At 67.4% G+C, this 19,494-nt stretch carries 17 protein-coding genes; 13 read left to right on the forward strand and 4 right to left on the reverse strand.

Annotated features, from left to right (window positions below; all coding sequences use genetic code 11):
• Positions 1–200 precede the first annotated feature (200 nt).
• Positions 201–434, reverse strand: a complete 234-nt coding sequence (locus tag ACFVVK_RS14715; protein ID WP_018772920.1) for a DUF5703 family protein — start codon at positions 432–434, stop codon at positions 201–203.
• 39 nt (positions 435–473) lie between these two features.
• On the opposite strand from ACFVVK_RS14715, the gene ACFVVK_RS14720 reads away from it, so the two are divergent.
• The 3 genes from ACFVVK_RS14720 to ACFVVK_RS14730 all read left to right on the forward strand — a co-directional run bounded on the left by ACFVVK_RS14720 (position 474) and on the right by ACFVVK_RS14730 (position 5,332).
• A complete protein-coding gene (locus ACFVVK_RS14720) occupies positions 474–749 on the forward strand; it encodes a hypothetical protein (RefSeq protein WP_390268252.1) in 276 nt (91 codons plus the stop codon).
• Between the two features lie 400 nt (positions 750–1,149).
• Positions 1,150–3,597: a phosphatidylglycerol lysyltransferase domain-containing protein gene (locus tag ACFVVK_RS14725; protein ID WP_390268254.1), complete on the forward strand. Its 2,448-nt coding sequence runs from the start codon at positions 1,150–1,152 to the stop codon at positions 3,595–3,597.
• 118 nt (positions 3,598–3,715) lie between these two features.
• Positions 3,716–5,332 carry a N,N-dimethylformamidase beta subunit family domain-containing protein gene (locus ACFVVK_RS14730; protein WP_390268257.1) on the forward strand — a complete coding sequence of 539 codons (1,617 nt, stop codon included), beginning with the start codon at positions 3,716–3,718 and terminating at the stop codon, positions 5,330–5,332.
• Here the strand turns inward: ACFVVK_RS14730 and ACFVVK_RS14735 are convergent.
• Positions 5,329–6,654, reverse strand: a complete 1,326-nt coding sequence (locus ACFVVK_RS14735) for an alpha/beta hydrolase (RefSeq protein ID WP_390268260.1) — start codon at positions 6,652–6,654, stop codon at positions 5,329–5,331. The two genes, ACFVVK_RS14730 and ACFVVK_RS14735, sit on opposite strands and share 4 nt — an antisense overlap.
• A 61-nt stretch (positions 6,655–6,715) precedes the next feature.
• Positions 6,716–7,651, reverse strand: coding sequence for an aldo/keto reductase (locus tag ACFVVK_RS14740; protein ID WP_390268263.1), 936 nt, complete (start codon positions 7,649–7,651; stop codon positions 6,716–6,718).
• A gap of 52 nt (positions 7,652–7,703) precedes the next feature.
• On the opposite strand from ACFVVK_RS14740, the gene ACFVVK_RS14745 reads away from it, so the two are divergent.
• Positions 7,704–8,537, forward strand: coding sequence for an undecaprenyl-diphosphate phosphatase (locus ACFVVK_RS14745; RefSeq protein ID WP_390268266.1), 834 nt, complete (start codon positions 7,704–7,706; stop codon positions 8,535–8,537).
• Positions 8,538–8,552: 15 nt separating this feature from the next.
• A complete protein-coding gene (mshC, locus tag ACFVVK_RS14750) occupies positions 8,553–9,848 on the forward strand; it encodes a cysteine--1-D-myo-inosityl 2-amino-2-deoxy-alpha-D-glucopyranoside ligase (RefSeq protein WP_390268268.1) in 1,296 nt (431 codons plus the stop codon).
• A gap of 8 nt (positions 9,849–9,856) precedes the next feature.
• Here the strand turns inward: mshC and ACFVVK_RS14755 are convergent, their stop codons facing one another.
• On the reverse strand, positions 9,857–10,762 hold the full coding sequence (locus ACFVVK_RS14755; RefSeq protein ID WP_390268271.1) for a PAC2 family protein: 906 nt from the start codon (positions 10,760–10,762) through the stop codon (positions 9,857–9,859).
• A 153-nt stretch (positions 10,763–10,915) separates the two neighbouring features.
• Between ACFVVK_RS14755 and ACFVVK_RS14760 the strand changes: the two genes are divergently transcribed.
• The 8 genes from ACFVVK_RS14760 (at position 10,916) to prcA (ending at position 19,494) form a co-directional block, all read left to right on the forward strand.
• The gene (locus ACFVVK_RS14760; protein WP_390268274.1) at positions 10,916–11,677 is read left to right on the forward strand and encodes an HAD family hydrolase; all 762 of its coding nucleotides are present in this window, start codon (positions 10,916–10,918) and stop codon (positions 11,675–11,677) included.
• Positions 11,670–12,857 (forward strand): site-2 protease family protein, encoded by a 1,188-nt coding sequence (locus tag ACFVVK_RS14765; protein ID WP_390268277.1) that lies wholly within the window; start codon positions 11,670–11,672, stop codon positions 12,855–12,857. Before ACFVVK_RS14760 ends, ACFVVK_RS14765 begins: the two co-directional genes overlap by 8 nt.
• A 114-nt stretch (positions 12,858–12,971) precedes the next feature.
• Entirely contained in the window at positions 12,972–14,009 is a 1,038-nt protein-coding gene (locus tag ACFVVK_RS14770; RefSeq protein ID WP_390268280.1) for a tRNA (adenine-N1)-methyltransferase, read from the forward strand.
• Positions 14,010–14,092: 83 nt separating this feature from the next.
• On the forward strand, positions 14,093–15,892 hold the full coding sequence (gene arc, locus ACFVVK_RS14775) for a proteasome ATPase (protein ID WP_390268283.1): 1,800 nt from the start codon (positions 14,093–14,095) through the stop codon (positions 15,890–15,892).
• 59 nt (positions 15,893–15,951) lie between these two features.
• Positions 15,952–17,562 carry a depupylase/deamidase Dop gene (gene dop / locus ACFVVK_RS14780; protein WP_390268286.1) on the forward strand — a complete coding sequence of 537 codons (1,611 nt, stop codon included), beginning with the start codon at positions 15,952–15,954 and terminating at the stop codon, positions 17,560–17,562.
• Positions 17,563–17,653: 91 nt separating this feature from the next.
• Entirely contained in the window at positions 17,654–17,857 is a 204-nt protein-coding gene (locus ACFVVK_RS14785) for a ubiquitin-like protein Pup (RefSeq protein WP_390268289.1), read from the forward strand.
• 85 nt (positions 17,858–17,942) lie between these two features.
• Positions 17,943–18,785, forward strand: a complete 843-nt coding sequence (gene prcB, locus ACFVVK_RS14790; protein ID WP_390268292.1) for a proteasome subunit beta — start codon at positions 17,943–17,945, stop codon at positions 18,783–18,785.
• 1 nt (position 18,786) lies between these two features.
• A complete protein-coding gene (gene prcA / locus ACFVVK_RS14795) occupies positions 18,787–19,494 on the forward strand; it encodes a proteasome subunit alpha (protein ID WP_390268295.1) in 708 nt (235 codons plus the stop codon).

Genomic DNA, 19,494 nt, shown 5'->3' on the forward strand with positions numbered 1-19,494 from the left:
CTCTGCGTCCCAGGACGCGGCACAGCCCGCGTGGCCGGACGCCGTGTGCAATAGGACATACCCACCCGGGCCGCCCCGGAGTCCGCCCCGACCTGGCAGCCCGGGCTCTGGCCGCCTGGCCTTGCCGCAGCCTGCTCGGCACTAAGCCGGCGGCCGCCGCATCCGGCGGCCTTAAGCCCTGGCATTGAGTCCCCGGAAGTCTAGACGGTGCGCTGGACCTGGATGACTTTCCGGCGCAACCAGAAGCGGCGTCCGCCGCCCACATAGAGGCGGCTGCGTTCCAGCTCCCACTTGCCGTACTCGGAATGCTCCACGAGCCGGCGGCGGGCCTCAGGCAAGGAATCCTCAGGACCGACCGTCAGGACGAGGTACTCGTACTGCTTCACATAGTCCCGTTCCCGCCGGACCGAGCTGCTCAGAAAATGTTCTTTCATTGCTCTCCATTTTCGTCTTTTTCCGACTAACGTGAAGTCATGAGCATCGATCCGCGTGTCGCGCTTCAGTCCTTGACCTCTGCCCTGGAAGAACACCTCGCGGCCGCTTCCGCCCGCAGAAGCGACGGGGACCCCGCGGTCGAAGCGGCCTTCTTCGCCGTTGCTGATGCCTTTGAAGTCTACGACGACGCACTGTACGAAGCGTATGGGGAAGTGACGCCCCTTGAGGTGATCGACGGCGACGACGAGGACGAAGACGACGAGGACGTCGACGACGAAGAGGACCTCGAGATCCTGCAGAATTCAGAGAACTAGGGCTCGGACCGATACGGGACGACTTCGGTCCGGACTTTAGGTTCGACCTTTCCCGTCCGGATATTTGACGGCGTCGGGCCAGCCGTGTTCCCCGGAAGTGCCCAGCTTGAGGGCGTATTCTGTCGACGTTTCCCGACGGGACGCTGCCCGTATAACGGTGGGCTGCAAAACAGTTGGTGGACGGTCCATGTCCCGGGTCTGTCTGATGTCGGAGGTTGTCGTTGCCTGCACCAAGCCGCAATGCGGGGTTGCCTGCGGCCCCCGCTGACGAGGCCCCTCGGTGAACCGGGCCGTCGCTTTCGCCCCTGAGTCCGGGTCCCTGACCACAGGGAAGCCAGCCCGGGGGAACCGGCGGGGCCGGCTACCGGCGCGGCTAGCTCGGGGGATCACGAGGATGCCGTTGGCATTGTGCCTTACCTTGCTGATGTGGACGGTGGGAGCCATCACCGGCTCCTTGATTCTGGGGCCCGCGTCCGCGGCGGGGTCTGCTCTGTCCGTCGACCCCGCTCTGCTAATGCGCGGCCAGTGGTGGTCGCCCCTGACCGCCTTGCTGTTCCCCGGACCGCTCGCCTCCTACGTGCTGGCAACCGCCGTGATCCTGGGCTGCGTCGGCTTGGCGGAAGTCACCATGGGAACTCGCCGGACCGCCGTCGCGTTCGTGGGCGGGCACCTCGGTGCACTGGTCCTGTATTTTGCGGTGGTGGGGGCCGGCGCGGCCATGGGCAGCGAATGGCTGGCCGCGCTCCGCCACCCCGCCCCGCTGGGGCCCTACGCCGCGTCTCTTGCCGCTGTCATGGCGGCCAGCCCGCGGATCAGCGCTCTCTGGCGCCGGAGGATCCGGTCCATGGGCATCTCCGTGACGGTGATGCTGCTGCTGTACATCGGGCATCCGCAGAACCTTAACAGCCTGCTCGGGGTGGCGTGTGGGCTCGGCATCGGCGCCATGATGGGCGGCCGGCACGGGGGCGGTCACTTCACCCATTCCACCAGCCGGGAGATCAGGGCGCTGCTGTCAATGGTGGTGGCGGTCTTTGCCGCGGGCCCGGTGATGGCCACCCTGGCGAAGGCACCCTCCGGGCCGCTCGCGGTGCTCAGGAACCTGGTTGTCAACCCCATCCCCACGATCAACGACCTGCAGGCGAGCTGCCCAGCGGCCGTGGACCTTTCCTGCCTTCAGGTCATTCATAGTCCCGGGCTGCGCGGGCCTGGCGGCGAAGCCCTGTCGCTCGTTCCACTGGTCCTGCTACTGGTCTGCGCGGAAGGACTCCGCCGGGGAAACCGGGCTGCCCTGTGGGCGGCGATTTCCGTCCAACTGGTAATCGGTGTTCTTTCTGCCATTTACCTTCAACTCTTCGCCCAGTTCGGAACCTCCCTGCGGAGCGGGTCGCGGGTACTCTCCGTGGACTCGGGAATTGCGGAGGTTCTCCCGGTGGTTCTGGTGCCGCTGCTCATAGCGGCTGCGCTGTTTGCCGCCCGCCGGCACTTCAACGTGGACGCCGATCCAGTCCTGGGCCGCCGCTCATTGATCCTGATGGCCGCCGTCTTCGCGGTGTTCGTCACTGGTTACGTGGTGGCATGGTTCGCCGAGGACAACTACCACCACCGGGCCGGCCTGCTTGCGCTCGTGGCCACCCTTCCACGGATGTTCCTGCCGTATCCGTTTTCCTTCAGGTACTCGGTGTCGGTGTACCCGCACGGCGTGTGGTCGCCCCTCATCTTCAGTTACGGCGGCGCCGTGTTCTGGCTAATCTGCCTCATCAGCATCCTGGCTATGTTCGTGAGCCGCCAACTTCGGGAGCTCCGGGGGGACAGCGGCCTCTCCCTGGCGCGGCGGCTGGTGCGCCAAGGCGGCGGCTCGCTGTCCTGGATGGCCCTCTGGCCCAACAACCGGTATTGGTTCAACGACGCCGAGACCGTGGGCGTCGGCTATCAGATCCACTACAATGTGGCGCTGACGGTCGGCGGACCCTTCGGCGAACCCGGGGACTACGAGAGAGCCATCGAGGCGTTCACGGCCTTCTGCGCCGAGCAGTCGCTCTCCCCATGCTGGTACTCAGTCACCGATCGGCACTGGCCCCTCTTGCGGGACCTTGGATTCCGGCGCGCGAGGGTGGCCGAGGAGACCCTGCTGCCGCCGGGCAGCATCGAGTTCAAGGGCAAGGAATGGCAGGGAGTGCGCACCGCCCTCAACAAGGCCCGAAAACTGTCCGTCGAGGCACGGTGGTCCACCTACGGAGAACTCACGGGGACCCTGCGAACCCAGGTCCACGAAATCTCCGAAGAGTGGGTCTCCGAAAAGACCCTGCCGGAAATGGGATTCACACTGGGCGGCATGGAGGAACTCAAGGACGACAGCGTGCTGCTGTGCCTGGCAGTGGATTCGGCGGGAAAGGTCCACGGCGTGACCAGCTGGCTCCCGGTCTTCACGCAGGGTGCCGTCACAGGGCGCACGCTTGATTTCATGCGGCGAAGCCCGGACGGCTTCAAAGGCGTGATGGAATTCCTGATTGCCTCCGCGGTGCTCCACTTTGACGGAACGGCGGAGGAAATTTCCCTCTCCGGGTCTCCGCTGGCGCCGGTTCAGGACGGCGACGCGGCGAGCGGGCCCCCAGACGGCGCAGCGGTCGGCCGCTTCCTGGACTGGCTGGGTGCGGCCCTGGAGCCGGTCTACGGATTCCGGTCCCTGGCCGCCTTCAAACAGCGATTCCACCCGCGCCGCCGGACGCTGTACATGATGTACCACGACCCTTTGGCTCTGCCGGTCATCGGACGTGCCCTCGCCGAGGCCTACATGCCCACCATGTCCATCCGTCACACGGCCAGGCTGCTGCGCGGAGTCATTGGCTGAGCGCCGCAATCCCACTCCTGCCGCCGGGGACTATCCTTTAATTCCCTGGGGGAGGTCATGGTCTTACGCTGTTGGGGAGCTGGCCGGTTCCACAGATCGGCCGGCGTGAATCGAGGCGATGATGGGCGCGAGTGGCTACCGTCCCGAACGCAGAGCCGTGATCCGTGGTGTGCTCGCCGGGCTGGCTTGGGTCGCCGCAGAGGCTGCGCTGGGTGAGCCGGCGCCCCGTCACCCCGTTAACCCAACCAGCGGCGCCATCGATTGCACGGCCCGCGCCGGCACCGCAAGATTCGCTCCGTCACCGGCGCGGCTATCCGGTGCCGGGTTTAGCGCTGCCGGCGAGAACCGGCTGCCCGGCACCCCACGGGCGGACGTGGCATCCAACTGGCTAGTCACCCCGACGCTGGAAGGGTTCCTGGGCCAGCATGCATCGACCCCGCGGCGGCGCCACGTGGATGTCTACGTCAACTCCACTCTGCACAGCATCCGGATCAAGGCCTACCGGATCGGGCACTACAACGGGGAGGGCCAGCGTCTGGTGTGGACGTCGGGCCCCGTGCCGGTCCGGCGGCAACCGCCCTTCACCCTCCAGCGGGGAACACGGATGGTGTCCTGCCCTTGGCGCGTGACAACGTCGATCGACACGAGCGGATGGCCCGAGGGGTTGTACTATCTCGTGCTGACCGGTGGTTCGGGACGGGACCATATGATTCCCCTCGTCGTTGAGTCAGCGTCAGTCGTAGGAAAGGCAGAGTTGGTCTTTAACGACTGCACCATGCAGGCATACAACAAATGGGGAGGCTATTCGCTCTACACCGGACCACAGCGCGGACCGTCCGACCGGTCCTACAAAGTCTCCTTTGACCGGCCCTACCTGAACTTCGACGAGATCGACCGTCGTAACGCTCCGCTGATCCGGGCCGCGGAGGCCATCGCAGACACAGGACTCACCCTCGCGTACACCACCGAGGCAAGGATCAGCGGAAACCCGCGCCTCGTGAGCGGCGCTGCAGCCGTGATCTTCTCAGCCCACTCGGAATACTGGTCGCCTGCACTGCGCCGGACCGTCGAGGACGCCAGAGACACGGGCACCAACGTCGTCTTCTTCGGCGCGAACAACGTTTATTGGCGTACGCGCCTGGAGGCATCACCCACAGGGGAAGACCGTGTCATGGTCTGCTACCGGGAGGCCCGGCTGGATCCTTACGGCTTGGGCCATTCCGGTGCCGCGACCACCCGCTGGCGCCAGGGGCCCGCCCCCGAACCGGAGTCGACCCTGACGGGCTCGGTTTACGGCGACCTCGACGTCACGGGAATGTTCACCGTGACAGAACCCGATTTCTTCGCCTTCGCTGGCACCGGCGCGGCCCGGGGCGCCACCTACGCCGGCCTCACCGCCGGCGAAGTGGACCGGCTGTACCCGCCACTGCAACGGCCCGGATTTGCCCACGCAGGAAACCTTCTCGTCTTTGCCCATTCACCGGCAGCCGGGAGGCACGCGCCCCACGGCTGGTCGGATTCGACCTTCTACACCGCCGCGTCCGGCGCGGGAGTGCTGGACATGGGCACCACGGGTTGGCTCCCGGCCCAAACCGACGAAGCTGTGCCGGCCCGCTCGCGAGACTTCGCCAACCGGGTCACGCAGAATATTATCCGCGCAGCCGCGGCCGGACCCCTCGGCCGCTGTTCCACAGGGTCCACGGCGGCCGGCGACGCCAGGGGACATCGGGCCTAGTCGTTGACGCCGAGACGGGTCATGAGCCAGTCCATGTTGTTTTCCACGCCGTATTTCCACGCCGGCCATGCGTGCCCGCCGGGTGCCTCCTGGAGCTGGACGTTGATGCCGGCCGTTTTCATGCCCTGGTAGACCTGGAGTCCCTGGGGGCGGTAGAACTGATCGTCGGCGCCGACGGTAATGATTCCCGCCGTGTGCGGATATTTCCGGGTCTTGATGACATCGAGGGCGTTCTGCCTCTGGAATTCAGCGGCGTTGCCGCCGAAGTACTGCTGCAGCAGAACCTGGTGCCCCTGCCGGATGGTCGGCTGGTTTTCGCCCGAACTGTCGATAAAAGTGGGGTAGACCGCGGGGTAGTTCACGGCCAGCTGCATGGCGCACGTCCCGCCGTAGGAGAAGCCACCGATGGCCCACTGGCTGCTGGAGTGGGTGCCTGCGCCGAATGTCGATTTGACCCAGTTTGGCACATCCTGGCTCAGGTAGGTTCCGGCCCGGCCCTGCATGGTGTCCATGCAAAGGGGCGGGTAAGCCGCGCCCTTCCCGCCGGCGTCGGGCAGCACGACTACCGGCGCCAGCCCGTGGTGCGCGGCTGCATAGTCGTCCATGAACTGCCCGATCCGGCCGTTGCGGATCCAGTCCGTGGTCCCGCCCGGGACGCCGTGGATGAGCACCAGGACGGGAAGCTCGGCCCGCGGCGTGGCGAGGTAGGCCGGGGGAAGGTACACATACGCTGTGGAGGAGGCCTGGTGCGAGAGGGGCGCCGGGATGACCGCACTGACCACCGTCCCCCGGTCCGGCATCCCCTCCGGCGGAGTCCAGTTCGCCAGCGAGGTGGGAGGATCGCTCCGCTTTGTCTTGGGCAGGGCACCCGCGCGTTCCTGGCTCTTGAACTGGTCCAGGCTTTCCACTTTGACACCGGCGTCGCCGAAGACGGAGCCCAGGGTGGGGTAGTACTCGAAGTTCTGGTTGAGCAGCGACGCCGAGGCCAGGACGACGACGAGTGCGGCGGGCACCACGGCGGCGCGCGCCAGCACCCGGCGCAGGTCCAGGATCTTGGGCACGATCAGCAACAGGGCCAGGACGCCGAGGCCGGCATAGGCATAGACGCGTTTCGGCAGCGGGGAGCCCCACAGGTTCCACACCCGCTCCGAAAACAGCCACATCAGGATACTCAGGATGCCGGCGGCCACGGCCGCAGCCGGTACCGAGCGGCACAGATGCCGCCGGCGCCCCCAAACGAGCCAGGCTAGGGCCGCCGCCGCCAGGACGTAGAGAACCACAGGCACGACGCCGGTAGTGATGGCGAGGTTCTGGATGTTCACCGGCCAAGAGTAAAACCGAAAGCCGGGAATTCGCCGGGAAAAGCCCGAAAGCTACCCCGCCTCAGGCCGGGTCTGAGACGTCCTCGAGCGCCTGCGCGATTTCGGGCGGCAGCGGTGTGAGGGCCGAATCCAGGATTTCCTTGAGCTGCACCGGTGTCCGGGCGCCCACGACTGCCGTGGCCACGCCGTGCTGGGACAGGACCCAGCTCAGCGACACGTCCAGCGCCGTCCGGCCCAGGCCCTTCGCCGCCATGGCAACGGCCTCCACCACACTGGACGCCGGACCCTCAAGGTAGGGCTCCACGTAGGTGGCCAGCCGCTGCTGGGCTGCGCGGGAGTCCGCGGGGATGTGCCCGCGGTACTTGCCGCTCAGGACACCCCGTCCTATCGGCCCCCAGGCCATCAGTCCGAGCCCGGCGTCCTCAATGGCCGGAATCAGCTCAATCTCCGCGTTGCGCTGCAGGAGAGAGTATTCAGACTGGTTGGCCACCAGGGGAAAACCGGCGATGGCCGCGGCCTTGGCCGTCTGCCAGCCGTTGAAATTGGACACGCCGGCGTAGCGGGCCCGGCCCGAACGCACGGCGTAGTCGAGCGCGGACAGGGTTTCCTCCAGGGGCACGTTGTGGTCCCAGGCGTGCGCGAACCAAAGGTCCACGTAGTCGGTCCCCAACCGGGCCAGGCTCGCGTCCAGACCGGAGAGCATCCCGTTGCGGGAGGTGTCGACGCTGCGGCGACCGTCCGACGCCGTCAACCCTGCCTTTGTCGAGATCACCACCTCGGAACGGGCGACGACGTCGCCCAGCATGCCACCAAGCATGGCCTCCGCCTGCCCGTCGGCGTAGGACGCCGCGGTATCAATCAGGGTCCCGCCGCCATCGACGAAGGCCCGCAGCAGGGCGGCTGCATCCTGTTCCTCAGTTTCCCGGGCCCAGGACATCGTGCCAAGGGACAGGGCGGACACGCGCAACCCACTGTTGCCGACATAACGCTGCTGCATGTCTGCTAGCTTACGGGGATTCGGACTGCTTCATAACGTAGGGTCTATAAACGTGAACTGGATACAAGCGGCTTTCCTGGGCCTGGTACAGGGACTGACTGAGTTCCTCCCGATCTCCTCGAGCGCCCACCTGCGGATTGTCGGCGCTTTCCTCCCGGAAGCGTCGGACCCCGGCGCCGCTTTCACCGCCATCACGCAGCTGGGCACCGAAACGGCCGTGATCGTGTACTTCTGGCGCGACATCCTGCGGATCATCCGTGCCTGGGCCGGTTCGCTGACCGGCCGAACATCCCGGCAGGACCCGGATGCCCGCATGGGCTGGCTCGTGATCCTCGGCAGCATCCCGATCATCGTCCTCGGTTTGCTGTTCCAGGACCAGATCGAATCCGTGCTGCGCAGCCTCTGGGGCGTGGCGACCATGCTGATCCTGTTCGGCATGGTCCTCGCCGTCGCGGACGCCACCGGCCGGCAGGACCGCGAGCTCACGCAGCTGACCTACAAGCACGGCCTCTATTACGGACTCGCGCAGGCCCTGGCCCTGTTTCCCGGCGTGTCCCGCTCCGGCGGCACGATCAGCGCCGGCCTGCTGATGGGTTACACCCGCGAGGCGGCGGCCCGCTATTCATTCCTGCTGGCCATCCCCGCCGTCTTCGGCAGCGGCCTCTACCAGCTGTACAAAGTGCTCACCAAGGAAGGCATCACCGGCCCGTACGGCCTCCCGGAAACGGCCCTCGCCACCGTGATCGCCTTCGTGGTGGGTTACGTCATCATCGGCTGGTTCCTCAAGTACGTCTCGACCCGCGGCTACCGGCTGTTTGTCTGGTACCGGATCCTCCTGGGCCTGGCCCTGTACCTGCTCCTCGGTTTCAATGTCATCAGCGCCTAGCATTAGGCTTGGGCTGTGAAGTCCTGGATCTCCCGCCCCGTTCCCCAGCTCCCGGGCAGCATGCCTGCCCTGCGCCTCTTCGACACGGTCAAGGGCGGGATCGTCACCCTGGAGTCCTCGGGGGAGCAGTCGATGTACGTCTGCGGCATCACCCCCTACGACGCCACGCACATGGGCCACGCTGCCAGCTATGTAGCCTTCGACCTCCTTAACCGCGCCTGGCGCGACGGCGGCCAGCAGGTCTCGTACGTCCAGAACGTCACCGACGTCGACGACCCCCTCCTGGAGCGGGCGACGGCGACCGGCGTCGACTGGCGCGACCTCGCGGCGGACCAGATCGAGCTTTTCCAGACGGACATGGCGGCCCTGAACGTCCTCGCCCCCGACCACTATGTCGGCGCCGTCGAGGCGGTTCCGATGATCGTTCCGGCCATCGAGCGCCTGCTGCACACCGGCCTCGCGTACCGGGTCCCCGGCACCGGCTCAGAGCCCGACGGCGACGTCTACTACGACGTCGAGGCCGCCGGAAAGCACTCCATTAACGCCGTTGACGCCTGGACCCTGGGCTCCGTGTCCGGGCTTTCCGACGCCGAAATGCTGGAACTTTTCGCCGAACGCGGCGGCGACCCCGGCCGGGCCGGGAAGCGCCAGGCCCTGGATCCGCTGCTGTGGCGGGTGGCCCGCGACGGCGAGCCCAGCTGGGCCGGTGGCGAACTGGGGGAGGGCCGGCCGGGCTGGCACATCGAATGTACCGTGATCGCCCAGGAGTACCTGCCCAAGCCGTTCACCGTGCAGGGCGGCGGCTCCGACCTCATCTTCCCGCACCACGAAATGGGCGCCGGCCACGCGTACTCACTGGCCGGAGTGCCGCTGGCCCGCCACTTCGCACACGCCGGGATGGTGGGCCTGGACGGCGAAAAGATGAGCAAGTCCAAGGGCAACCTTGTCCTGGTGTCCCGGCTCCGCGCCGACGGGGAAGAGCCGGCCGCGATCCGCCTGGCGATCCTCGCCCACCACTACCGCACGGACTGGTCCTGGACCGCCGCCGGGTTCGCCGAAGCCAAAGACCGGCTCCGCACCTGGCGCGAGGCCCTTCCGGTGGCACCCCAGGGCTCCGCCGGCGCCCTCCTCGGGCAGCTGCGCAGCGAACTCGCAAACGATCTCAACGCGCCCGGCGCCCTGGCCGCCGTCGACACCTGGGCCAAAACGGCGCTGGCTACAACAGCAGGGGAGAGCCGGGCTGCCGGCTCAGCGGCGGACGCCGCCCTGGTGAGCGACGCCGTCGACGCCCTGCTCGGTGTGGAACTCTAGGCGAGCCCCTAGGGCTTGTCCTTGCCGCGGCGCTTGAGATAGCGCTCAAACTCGCGGGCGATCGATTCGCCGCTGGCCTCGGGGAGTTCGGCGGTGTCCTTGGCCTCCTCCAGCTGGCGCACATACGCGGCGATCTCGGGGTCCTCGGTGGCGAGCTCATCCACGCCCCGCTCCCAGGCGTCTGCCTCCTCCACCAACTCCTGGGTGTCCAGGGGAACCTGCAGCAGCTCCTCGATCCGGTGCAGGATCGCGAGCTGGGCCTTCGGTGACGGGGCCTGGGCCACGTAGTGCGGCACGGCTGCCCACAGCGAGACCGTGGGCAGCCCGGCCAGGAGTGACACCTCGCCGAGCACGCCCACTATCCCCACCGGGCCCTCATACTGCGAGGCTTCGAGGTCCATCCGCTCCCGCAGGGCGTTGTCGTCGGTGGACGTGCTTACCGGGATCGGCCGGCTGTGCGGCACGTCGGCCAGCAGCGCGCCAACCAGGATGACGTAGTCAACGCGCATGGCCTCGGCGTGGACCAGCAGTTCGGCCGTGTAGGCGCGCCACTTATAGGACGGCTCGGTGCCCTGGACGAAGATCACGTCCACGTTCGAGTCAGGCACGCTGGCCTTGAAGATCCGCGTGGACGGCCATTTGATCTTCCGCTCGCCGGACGCCGTGCGGCGGATGGTTGGCCGGGTGAACTGGAAATCGTAGTACTCGTCGGCATCAATCGACGCGACCTTTTTGCCGCCCCAGAGTTTGTTCAGGTACCTCAGGGCATCGCTGGCGGCCTCCCCGGCGTCGTTCCACCCCTCAAAGGCGGCAAGCATGACGGTAATGCGCCGGCCCTCGGGGACGGGCTGCAGCAGCCGCTCCGGCTCGGAGACGGCGCCTGGTTCGGTGGGGTCTGCCTCGAAGCTGTTCATGCCATCACCCTACGTCTAAGACGCTTCCCAGTGCAGGCAATGAAGCGCCGCAAGTACGCAAATCTCCGCCCGCTTCCTGCGGCCCGGCGGCCAAAATTCGCCGTAGGCGTAGCGCCGGCGCCCGGCCGCGGGCTTCCCCGTAGACTGGAAGGCATGCGATCCTCTGCCTCCGGGCCCCTCCTGAAAGCCGCGCTATGGGACATGGATGGCACCATCGTGGACACCGAACCGTACTGGATCGAAGCCGAACGCGCGCTCGTCGAAGCGCACGGCGGACGGTGGTCCCATGAGCAGGCCCTGCAGCTCGTGGGACAGTCCCTGGTATTTTCCGCCGGCATCCTGCAGGAGGCGGGGGTGGCGATGGAACGGCGCGACATCATCGACACCCTCACCGGCCACGTGCTCAGCCAGGTCCGGAAATCCGTTCCCTGGCGGCCCGGTGCCCGTGAACTGCTCGACGAGCTGTACAGCGCCGGCATCCGCTGCGCACTCGTCACCATGTCCGAGGCCCCGCTGGCCAGGGAAATCGTGGCGAGCCTGCCCAAGCCCTACTTCGAGTTCCTGGTTACAGGGGATACAGTCTCGCAGGGCAAGCCGCACCCGGAGGCCTACCTCAGAGCGGTTGAACTCCTGCAACAACAGGACCCCGAACTCGGCCACCGCCACTGCGTGGCCCTGGAGGATTCCGCGCCGGGCGTCGCCGCCGCGGTCGCCTCCGGCGTTGTCACCGTCGCCATCCCGCACATCCTGCCCCTCCCGGATGACCCGCGCCGGACCACCTGGGACACCCTCGAGGGCCGCGCGGTGGCGGACCTGGAAGAACTGGTGGCCCTGCGGCACGAATTCCCGGACGCCACCTTCGGGGCCGCCGCAGACGCGACGGCCCGTTCAAAAGCGGGCCACATCCGTGGCTGACACCGACGGCCGGGCCCGGCCCGGCAGGAACACAGCCACCCGCAGGGAAGGGATCCCGCTGGGCCGCATTGCCGGCATCCCGGTCTTCCTCGCCTACTCCTGGTTCATCATCGCGGCATTCACTGTGATCGCCTACGGGCCCGTCCTGCAGACCAACAATCCCCGCCTGGGCCTCACCGCGTTCTTCGTCGCCTTCGCCTACGCGCTGCTGCTGCTGATTTCAGTGCTGGCGCACGAACTCGCCCACGCCCTGACCGCGAAGCTGTTCCACTGGCCCACGGAGAAAATTGTCCTCAACCTTTGGGGCGGCCACACCCAGTTCCAAAGCTTCACCGCCTCACCGGGCCGCTCGGTCCTGGTGGCGATGGCGGGCCCGGCGGCGAACTTCGTTCTCGCCGGCGCCGGCTGGCTCCTGGTCTCGTATGGGGAGCTCAGGGGCGTGGGCGACATCCTCGCCAACATCTTCGTCTGGGCCAACCTGCTGATCGGCATCTTCAACGTGCTTCCCGGGCTCCCGCTGGACGGCGGCCGGCTGGTCGAATCCGCCGTCTGGAAGGCCACCGGAAACCAAGAAAAGGGCACCATCGCCGCCGGCTGGGCCGGGCGGATCATCGTGGTCGCCCTTGCGCTGTGGTTCATTGTCCTGCCATTCATCAGGGGCGCGCGGCCTGACATTGCCTTCACGCTCGTCACCGCCCTGGTGGGCAGCTTCCTGTGGATGGGCGCCTCGGCGTCGATCCAGCAGGCCCGCCTGCGGCGCCGGCTGCACCTCGTCGACGCCGCGGCCCTCGCCGAGCCGGCCGTCGGGCTGCCGTCAACCGCCATGGTCGCGGAGATCCTGGACCGGGCGCCGGCAGGCAAGCCCGCCGTGGTGCTGTGCGACCGGGACGGGCGGCCCGTCGCCGTCGTCGACGCCGGCGCGGCAGCCACCGTGCCGGCCTCACTGGTCTCCTCGACCCCCGTCTCGGCGGTCTCCTACGCCCTGGGTGCCGGCGCGTACGTTCCCGAATGGTCCAAGGGCCAGGAGCTCGTCCAGTACCTGGCCCAGCTTGAAGGCCAGGAGTACGCCGTCGTGGACCATGAAGGCGCCGTGACCGGGCTGCTGCGCCAGTCCGCAGTCCTCGGCGCCATGACGGGCAAGTACCCGTCGGAACGCCAGAACCAGGGCCAGAACCGGTAGAGTTACTGGTCGGCCGTGAAATTTCCGGCCCCCACGCGCAAGAACCGGTGCCCGCCGGCACGTCCCCGGCGACACAGCTTTCCACACGGCTTTACAGGAGCGAGGAACATCTTCATGAGCAGCGACACTGCCGCCAACACCACCACCGCCACCACCGGCGCGACCGGTGCGGGGCGCCGCCGCGGACCTTTTCGCGAGGGTGAGAGGGTCCAGCTCACGGACGAGCGCGGCCGCATGAACACGATCACCCTCGAGGTGGGCGGGGCCTTCCACACCCACCGGGGCTTCCTGAACCACGACGAGATCATCGGCAAGCCGGACGGTTCCGTCGTCGTGAACAACGTGGGACAGCAGTACCAGACCCTCCGCCCGCTGCTCTCGGACTTCGTGCTCTCGATGCCCCGCGGCGCGGCCGTGGTGTACCCCAAGGACGCCGGGCAGATCGTCACCATGGCAGACATCTTCCCCGGCGCACGCGTCGTTGAGGCAGGCGTTGGCTCGGGCGCCCTGTCGATCTCCCTGCTTCGCGCGGTGGGGGACCACGGCTACCTGCATTCCTTCGAACGCCGCCAGGAGTTCGCGGACATCGCCCGCGGCAACGTCGAGACCATTTTCGGCGGCCCGCACCCGGCCTGGAAGATTTCCCTCGGAGACTTCCAGGAACAAGTGGTGCGCACCGAAGAGCCGGGCTCCGTGGACCGGGTGGTCCTGGACATGCTCGCCCCCTGGGAATGCCTCGACGCCGTGGCCACCGTCCTGGCCCCCGGCGGCGTCTGGATCAATTATGTCGCGACTGTGACGCAGCTTTCGCGGACAGCCGAAGCCATTCGCGCGGACGGCCGTTTCACCGAACCCGACGCGTGGGAATCCATGGTCCGCGGCTGGCACCTCGAGGGCCTCGCCGTGCGCCCGGACCACCGCATGGTGGCCCACACTGGTTTCCTGCTCGTGACCCGTCGGCTCGCGGACGGCGTCACCGGAATCTCCGTGAAGCGCCGTCCGTCCAAAACCGACTTCAACGAAGAGGACGTCAATGCCTGGACGCCGGGCGCCGTCGGCGAACGGGCGGTCTCGGACAAGAAACTGCGCCGCGCCGCCCGTGACGCGATCGCTGGAACAAACGTTGTGGACGCACCGGACATAACGAACTAGGCAGTATATTGCGGATGCCTCCAGCGGCACCTGCCTTGTTGGGGCTAAGGTCTTAACAAAGAGCAGGAAGGGGCTGATGCACGATGGAGACTCCGAACACTGACCCGGGCCGCACGCCGGCCGAGGACTCAGCCGAAGCTGCCGCACGCACCGCCGCAGCCGGCGACGGCGACCGCTACGCCGCCGCCGAACTTTCCGTCGCAGAGCGGCAGGTCAACATTCTCCGGGACAAGCTCCGGCACATTGACCGCCAGCTCGCTGCCGCGACGCAGAACAATTCCAAGCTGGTCAGCATGCTGGAAACGGCCAAGGCAGAGATCATGCGGCTCAAGAATGCCCTCGACCAAGAGGGCCAGCCGCCGTACAGCTTCGGCACGGTCCTGCAGCTCAACCCCAAGCGGCAGCCGACGGCGGGGAACAGCGGCCAAGCGGCCACCGAAGAGTCGGTGGACATCTTCAACGCCGGCCGCAAGATGCGCGTGGGCATCAGCCCGCTGGTCAACATCAACCAGCTGGCGGTCGGGCAGGAAGTCCTGCTGAATGAAGCCCTGATGGTCGTTGCCGGACTCGGCTACGAGCGGGCCGGAGACCTCGTCACGCTCAAGGAAATGCTGGGGCCGGACCGCGCCCTGGTGGTGGGACGCGCCGACGAGGAACGGGTCATCCGGCTGTCCGGGGCCCTGCTCGCCCAGCGGCTCCGGGTGGGGGACGCGCTTTCGATCGACTCACGCACCGGCTACGCCCTGGAGAAAATACCGCGCTCCGAGGTGGAAAACCTCGTGCTGGAAGAGGTCCCGGACATCACCTACCAGGACATCGGCGGCCTGGGCCCGCAGATCGAGCAGATCCGCGACGCCGTCGAGCTGCCGTTCCTGCACCCTGACCTGTACCGCGAGCACGGGCTGAAGGCGCCCAAGGGCATCCTGCTGTACGGCCCGCCCGGCTGCGGCAAGACCCTGATCGCCAAAGCCGTGGCCAACTCGCTGGCCGCCCGCGCCGCCGAGCGCGCCGGCAAGACGGACATGAAGAGCTACTTCCTGAACATCAAGGGACCCGAGCTGCTCGACAAGTACGTCGGTGAGACCGAGCGGCACATCCGGCTGATCTTCGCGCGCGCCCGCGAGAAGGCCTCCGAAGGCAGCCCGGTCGTGGTCTTCTTCGACGAAATGGATTCGCTGTTCCGCACCCGCGGCACCGGCATTTCCTCCGACGTCGAGACGACCATCGTTCCGCAGCTCCTCAGCGAGATTGACGGCGTCGAGCGGCTGGACAATGTCATTGTCATCGGCGCCTCCAACCGCGAGGACATGATCGATCCCGCGATCCTGCGCCCCGGCCGGCTCGACGTCAAAGTCAAGATCCAGCGCCCCGACGCCGAGGCCGCGGCCGACATCTTCGCCAAGTACATCACCACGGACCTGCCCTTCCACGAGTCCGACCTCGCCGAGCACAACGGCGACGTCCAGGGCACCGTGGACGCCATGGTCCAGCGGACCGTCGAGGCGATGTACTCCACCGAAAAGTCCAACGAATATCTCGAGGTGACCTACGCCAACGGCGACACGGAGATGCTCTACTTCAAAGACTTCAACTCCGGCGCCGTGGTCCAGAACGTCGTGGACCGCGCCAAGAAGTATGCCATCAAGGACCTTCTGACGATCGGCCAGAAGGGCCTGCGGATCGACCACCTACTCCGGGCGGTCGTGGACGAATTCCGTGAACACGAGGACATGCCCAACACCACGAACCCGGACGACTGGGCACGGATCTCCGGCAAGAAAGGTGAACGCATCACGTACATCCGCACCATTGTCCAGGGCAAGGCCGGCCAGGAACCCGGGAAGTCCATCGAGACGATGCCCAGCACGGGCCAGTACCTGTGACGGCGCCTGTCCCGGGCCGGCCGGCGGACACGGCCGGCGGTCTCCCTGTGGGCGGTGCCATGAGGGTGATGGGCTCGGAGACCGAATACGGCATCCATGCCCCCTCCGCCCCGGGCGCCAACGCCACCATGATGTCTGCCCGGGTCATCCAGGCCTATGCCCAGGTGACCCGGCAGCGCGCCGCCGGCGGCGCCGAAACCCGCTGGGACTACACCGACGAGGAGCCCCTGCATGACGCCCGGGGCTGGACGCTTGAGCGCAGCAGCGCGGACCCGGAACAGCTCACCGACCAGCCTCCCGTGCTGGACGCCGAGGCGATAGCGCTTGCGTACGGGCGGCAGGAGCTGGAGGCGGACGGCGAGGACGAGTCCGGCTCGCTGCTGATGAACATGGTGCTGGGCAACGGCGCCCGGCTGTACGTCGACCACGCCCATCCGGAGTATTCGAGCCCGGAGGTGACCAACCCGCGGGCGGCCGTGACCTGGGATGCCGCCGGTGATCTGGTGGCCCTCGCCGCCGTCCGCCGTCTCGCAGCAGATGCCGAACTGCCGCCGGTCAACCTGTACAAGAACAACACGGACAACAAGTCGGTCTCTTACGGCTCGCACGAGAACTACCTGATGCCCCGCGCGGTGCCCTTTGGCGAGATCGTCCGGGGGCTCACGCCGTTCTTCGTGACCCGGCAGATCATCTGCGGCGCCGGACGCGTGGGCCTTGGGCAGGACAGCAGCCGGCCGGGCTACCAGATCAGCCAGCGGGCCGACTTCTTTGAAACCGAGGTGGGCCTGGAAACCACCATCCGCCGGCCCATCATCAACACCCGGGACGAACCCCACGCCACCGCGGACAAATACCGCCGGCTCCACGTCATCATCGGCGACGCCAACCTCAGCCAGGCGTCCAACTTCCTCAAATTCGGCACCACCGCCATGGTCCTGAGCCTGATCGAAGCCGGCCTCGCGCCGCGCATCGAAGTCCACGAGCCCGTCGCCGCGCTGCAGGCCGTCAGCCACGACACCTCGCTTTCGGCAATGCTCCGCCTGGGCGACGGCCGCCGGATTACGGCCCTGGACCTGCAGTGGATCTACTTCGAAGCCGCTTCAAAGCACGCGCAGGACACCGGTGTCGCGGACGCTGTGGACGGTGACGGGCACACCCACGAGGTGCTGGCACGGTGGTCCAGCACTTTGACTGAGCTCGGCAGCGACCGGGCGGCCGCCGCCTCCTCGGTGGAATGGCTCGCCAAGTTGTCCCTCCTGGAGGGCTACCGCCAGCGTGACGGGCTCGAGTGGGACAGCGCGCGGCTGGGCCTCGTGGACCTGCAATGGGCCGACATCCGGCCGGAAAAAGGGCTTTACTACCGGCTGCTGGCGCGCCAGAGGATGCAGCGCGTGGTCGACGACGCCGACATCAGCCGTGCGGTGACCGAACCGCCGTCGGACACTCGCGCATACTTCCGGGGACGCTGTGTCAGCCGCTTCGGGTCAGACCTGGCGGGCGCGAGCTGGGACTCGGTGATCTTCGATCTTCCCGGCCGCGGCAGGCTCCAGCGTGTCCCCACCCGGGAGCCGTTGCGCGGAACGGAGGCCCTCACAGGCGGCCTTTTTGCCCGGCACCGGGACGCAGGATCGTTCCTGGCCGAACTCCTCGGACTCAGCCCGGGTTCCTAGGAACAAAGGCCCCCGCAGCCGCCTCTGGCGTGGCACTATTGCTACAGGATGTCCCTTATGAGAACCGGGGACGGACAAGAAGGAGAGAACAATGGCAGGCCAGGAGCAGCATCAGCCGCAGTCGCGGGACACCGAGGTTGACGAGGACATCCCCGCCGCCCCGCCGGCCCCGGCGGACGCCCAGGCCTCGGCGGCAACACAGGGCGTCGACGATCTTCTCGACGAGATCGACGGCGTGCTGGAGTCCAATGCCGAGGAGTTCGTCCGCGCATTCGTCCAAAAGGGCGGCCAGTAGGAGCGCCGCCGGCCGCCGGACGGAGGCGGCACCAGGGACTACTGGCCGGAAGAGTCGTTGATCCACTTTCGTTGAGGGAGCGTCATTGCAGGAAACAACAGCCAACCGTGTAGCGGCCAATGCGACGTCCTCATTCACCGAGCACCTGCGGCGCGAACGGCCTGACTTAATGCCTTACGGCCAGGCGCCTTTCCACCAGCTGCCCGGGGCCGGGCAGGCCGCCCAGCCCGCAGCGCCCCTCCAGGCCCCGCACGGAACCACCATCGTGGCGATGAGCTACGCCGGGGGAGTACTGATGGCCGGTGACCGCCGCGCCACGATGGGCAACGTGATCGCGAGCCGGCACATCGAGAAAGTCTTCCCTGCGGACCAGTACTCGGTGCTGGGCATCGCCGGGACCGCCGGAATCGCCCTCGACATCACCCGGCTGTTCCAGGTCGAACTGGAGCACTACGAGAAGATCGAGGGCACGCTCCTGAGCCTGGACGGCAAGGCAAACCGGCTCGGCGCCATGGTCCGCGGCAACCTGCCCATGGCCATGCAAGGCCTCGCCGTCGTCCCCCTGTTCGCCGGGTTCGACCGGCCCGCCGGCTTCGGCAGGCTCTTCTCCTACGACGTCACAGGCGGCCGCTACGAGGAGCAGGAACACCACGCTGTGGGCTCCGGATCGATGTTCGCCCGCGGCGCGCTGAAGAAGCTCTGGCGGCCCGGCCTCTCCGAGCAGGAGGCCGTGGCGGTCGCCGTCGAGGCACTGTACGACGCCGCCGACGACGACTCCGCCACGGGCGGCCCGGATCCGATCCGCCAACTATGGCCGGTGATCTACGTGGTGAACCGGTCCGGTGCCGTCCGCGTGCCAGAAGGCGAGCTCGCCGCCGTGGCAGGCCGCGTCGTCGAAGCCCGGGCCGTCGCCCAGCGGGAGGCCTGAGATGACCCAGCAGTTTTATGTGTCCCCCGAACAACTGATGAAGGACCGTGCGGACTTCGCACGGAAAGGCATCGCCCGTGGCCGCTCGGTGGTGGTGGTCAGCTGCCGGGAGGGGATTGCCCTCGTGGCGGAGAACCCGTCCCCGTCGCTGCACAAGATCGGCGAGATTTACGACAAAATCGCCTTTGCCGCCGTCGGAAAGTACAACGAGTTTGAGAGCCTGCGGCAAGCGGGGGTGCGGTATGCCGACGTCCGCGGCTACTCCTACGACCGCGAGGACGTCACGGCCCGCGGCCTGGCAAGTGTTTACGCCCAGAGCCTCGGCGCGGTGTTCACGGCCGAGCAGAAACCCTTCGAAGTGGAACTCGCGGTGGCTGAAGTCGGCCGGACCCAGGAGGCGGACCACCTCTACCGGCTGACCTTTGACGGGTCCATTGCCGATGAACACGGCTTCATCGTCATGGGCGGCCAGGCGGACAGGGTGTCCGAGGCGGTCGCAGCCGGCTGGGAGGGCGAACTCGATTTCGCCGGAGCCATCCGGCTGGCACTGACCGGACTCGTGGCCGACAAAGAAGCAACCACCCTGCCGGCGTCCGCACTGGAAGTCGCCGTCCTGGACCGCGGTTCGGAGAGCAGCCGCGGGACGCGCCGGGCCTTCCGGCGGCTCGAGGACGCGGACATCGTGGCATTGCTGGCTGAGGAGAAGTGA

This window comes from Arthrobacter sp. NPDC058192 (genome assembly GCF_042883665.1).
Taxonomy (GTDB): domain Bacteria; phylum Actinomycetota; class Actinomycetes; order Actinomycetales; family Micrococcaceae; genus Arthrobacter.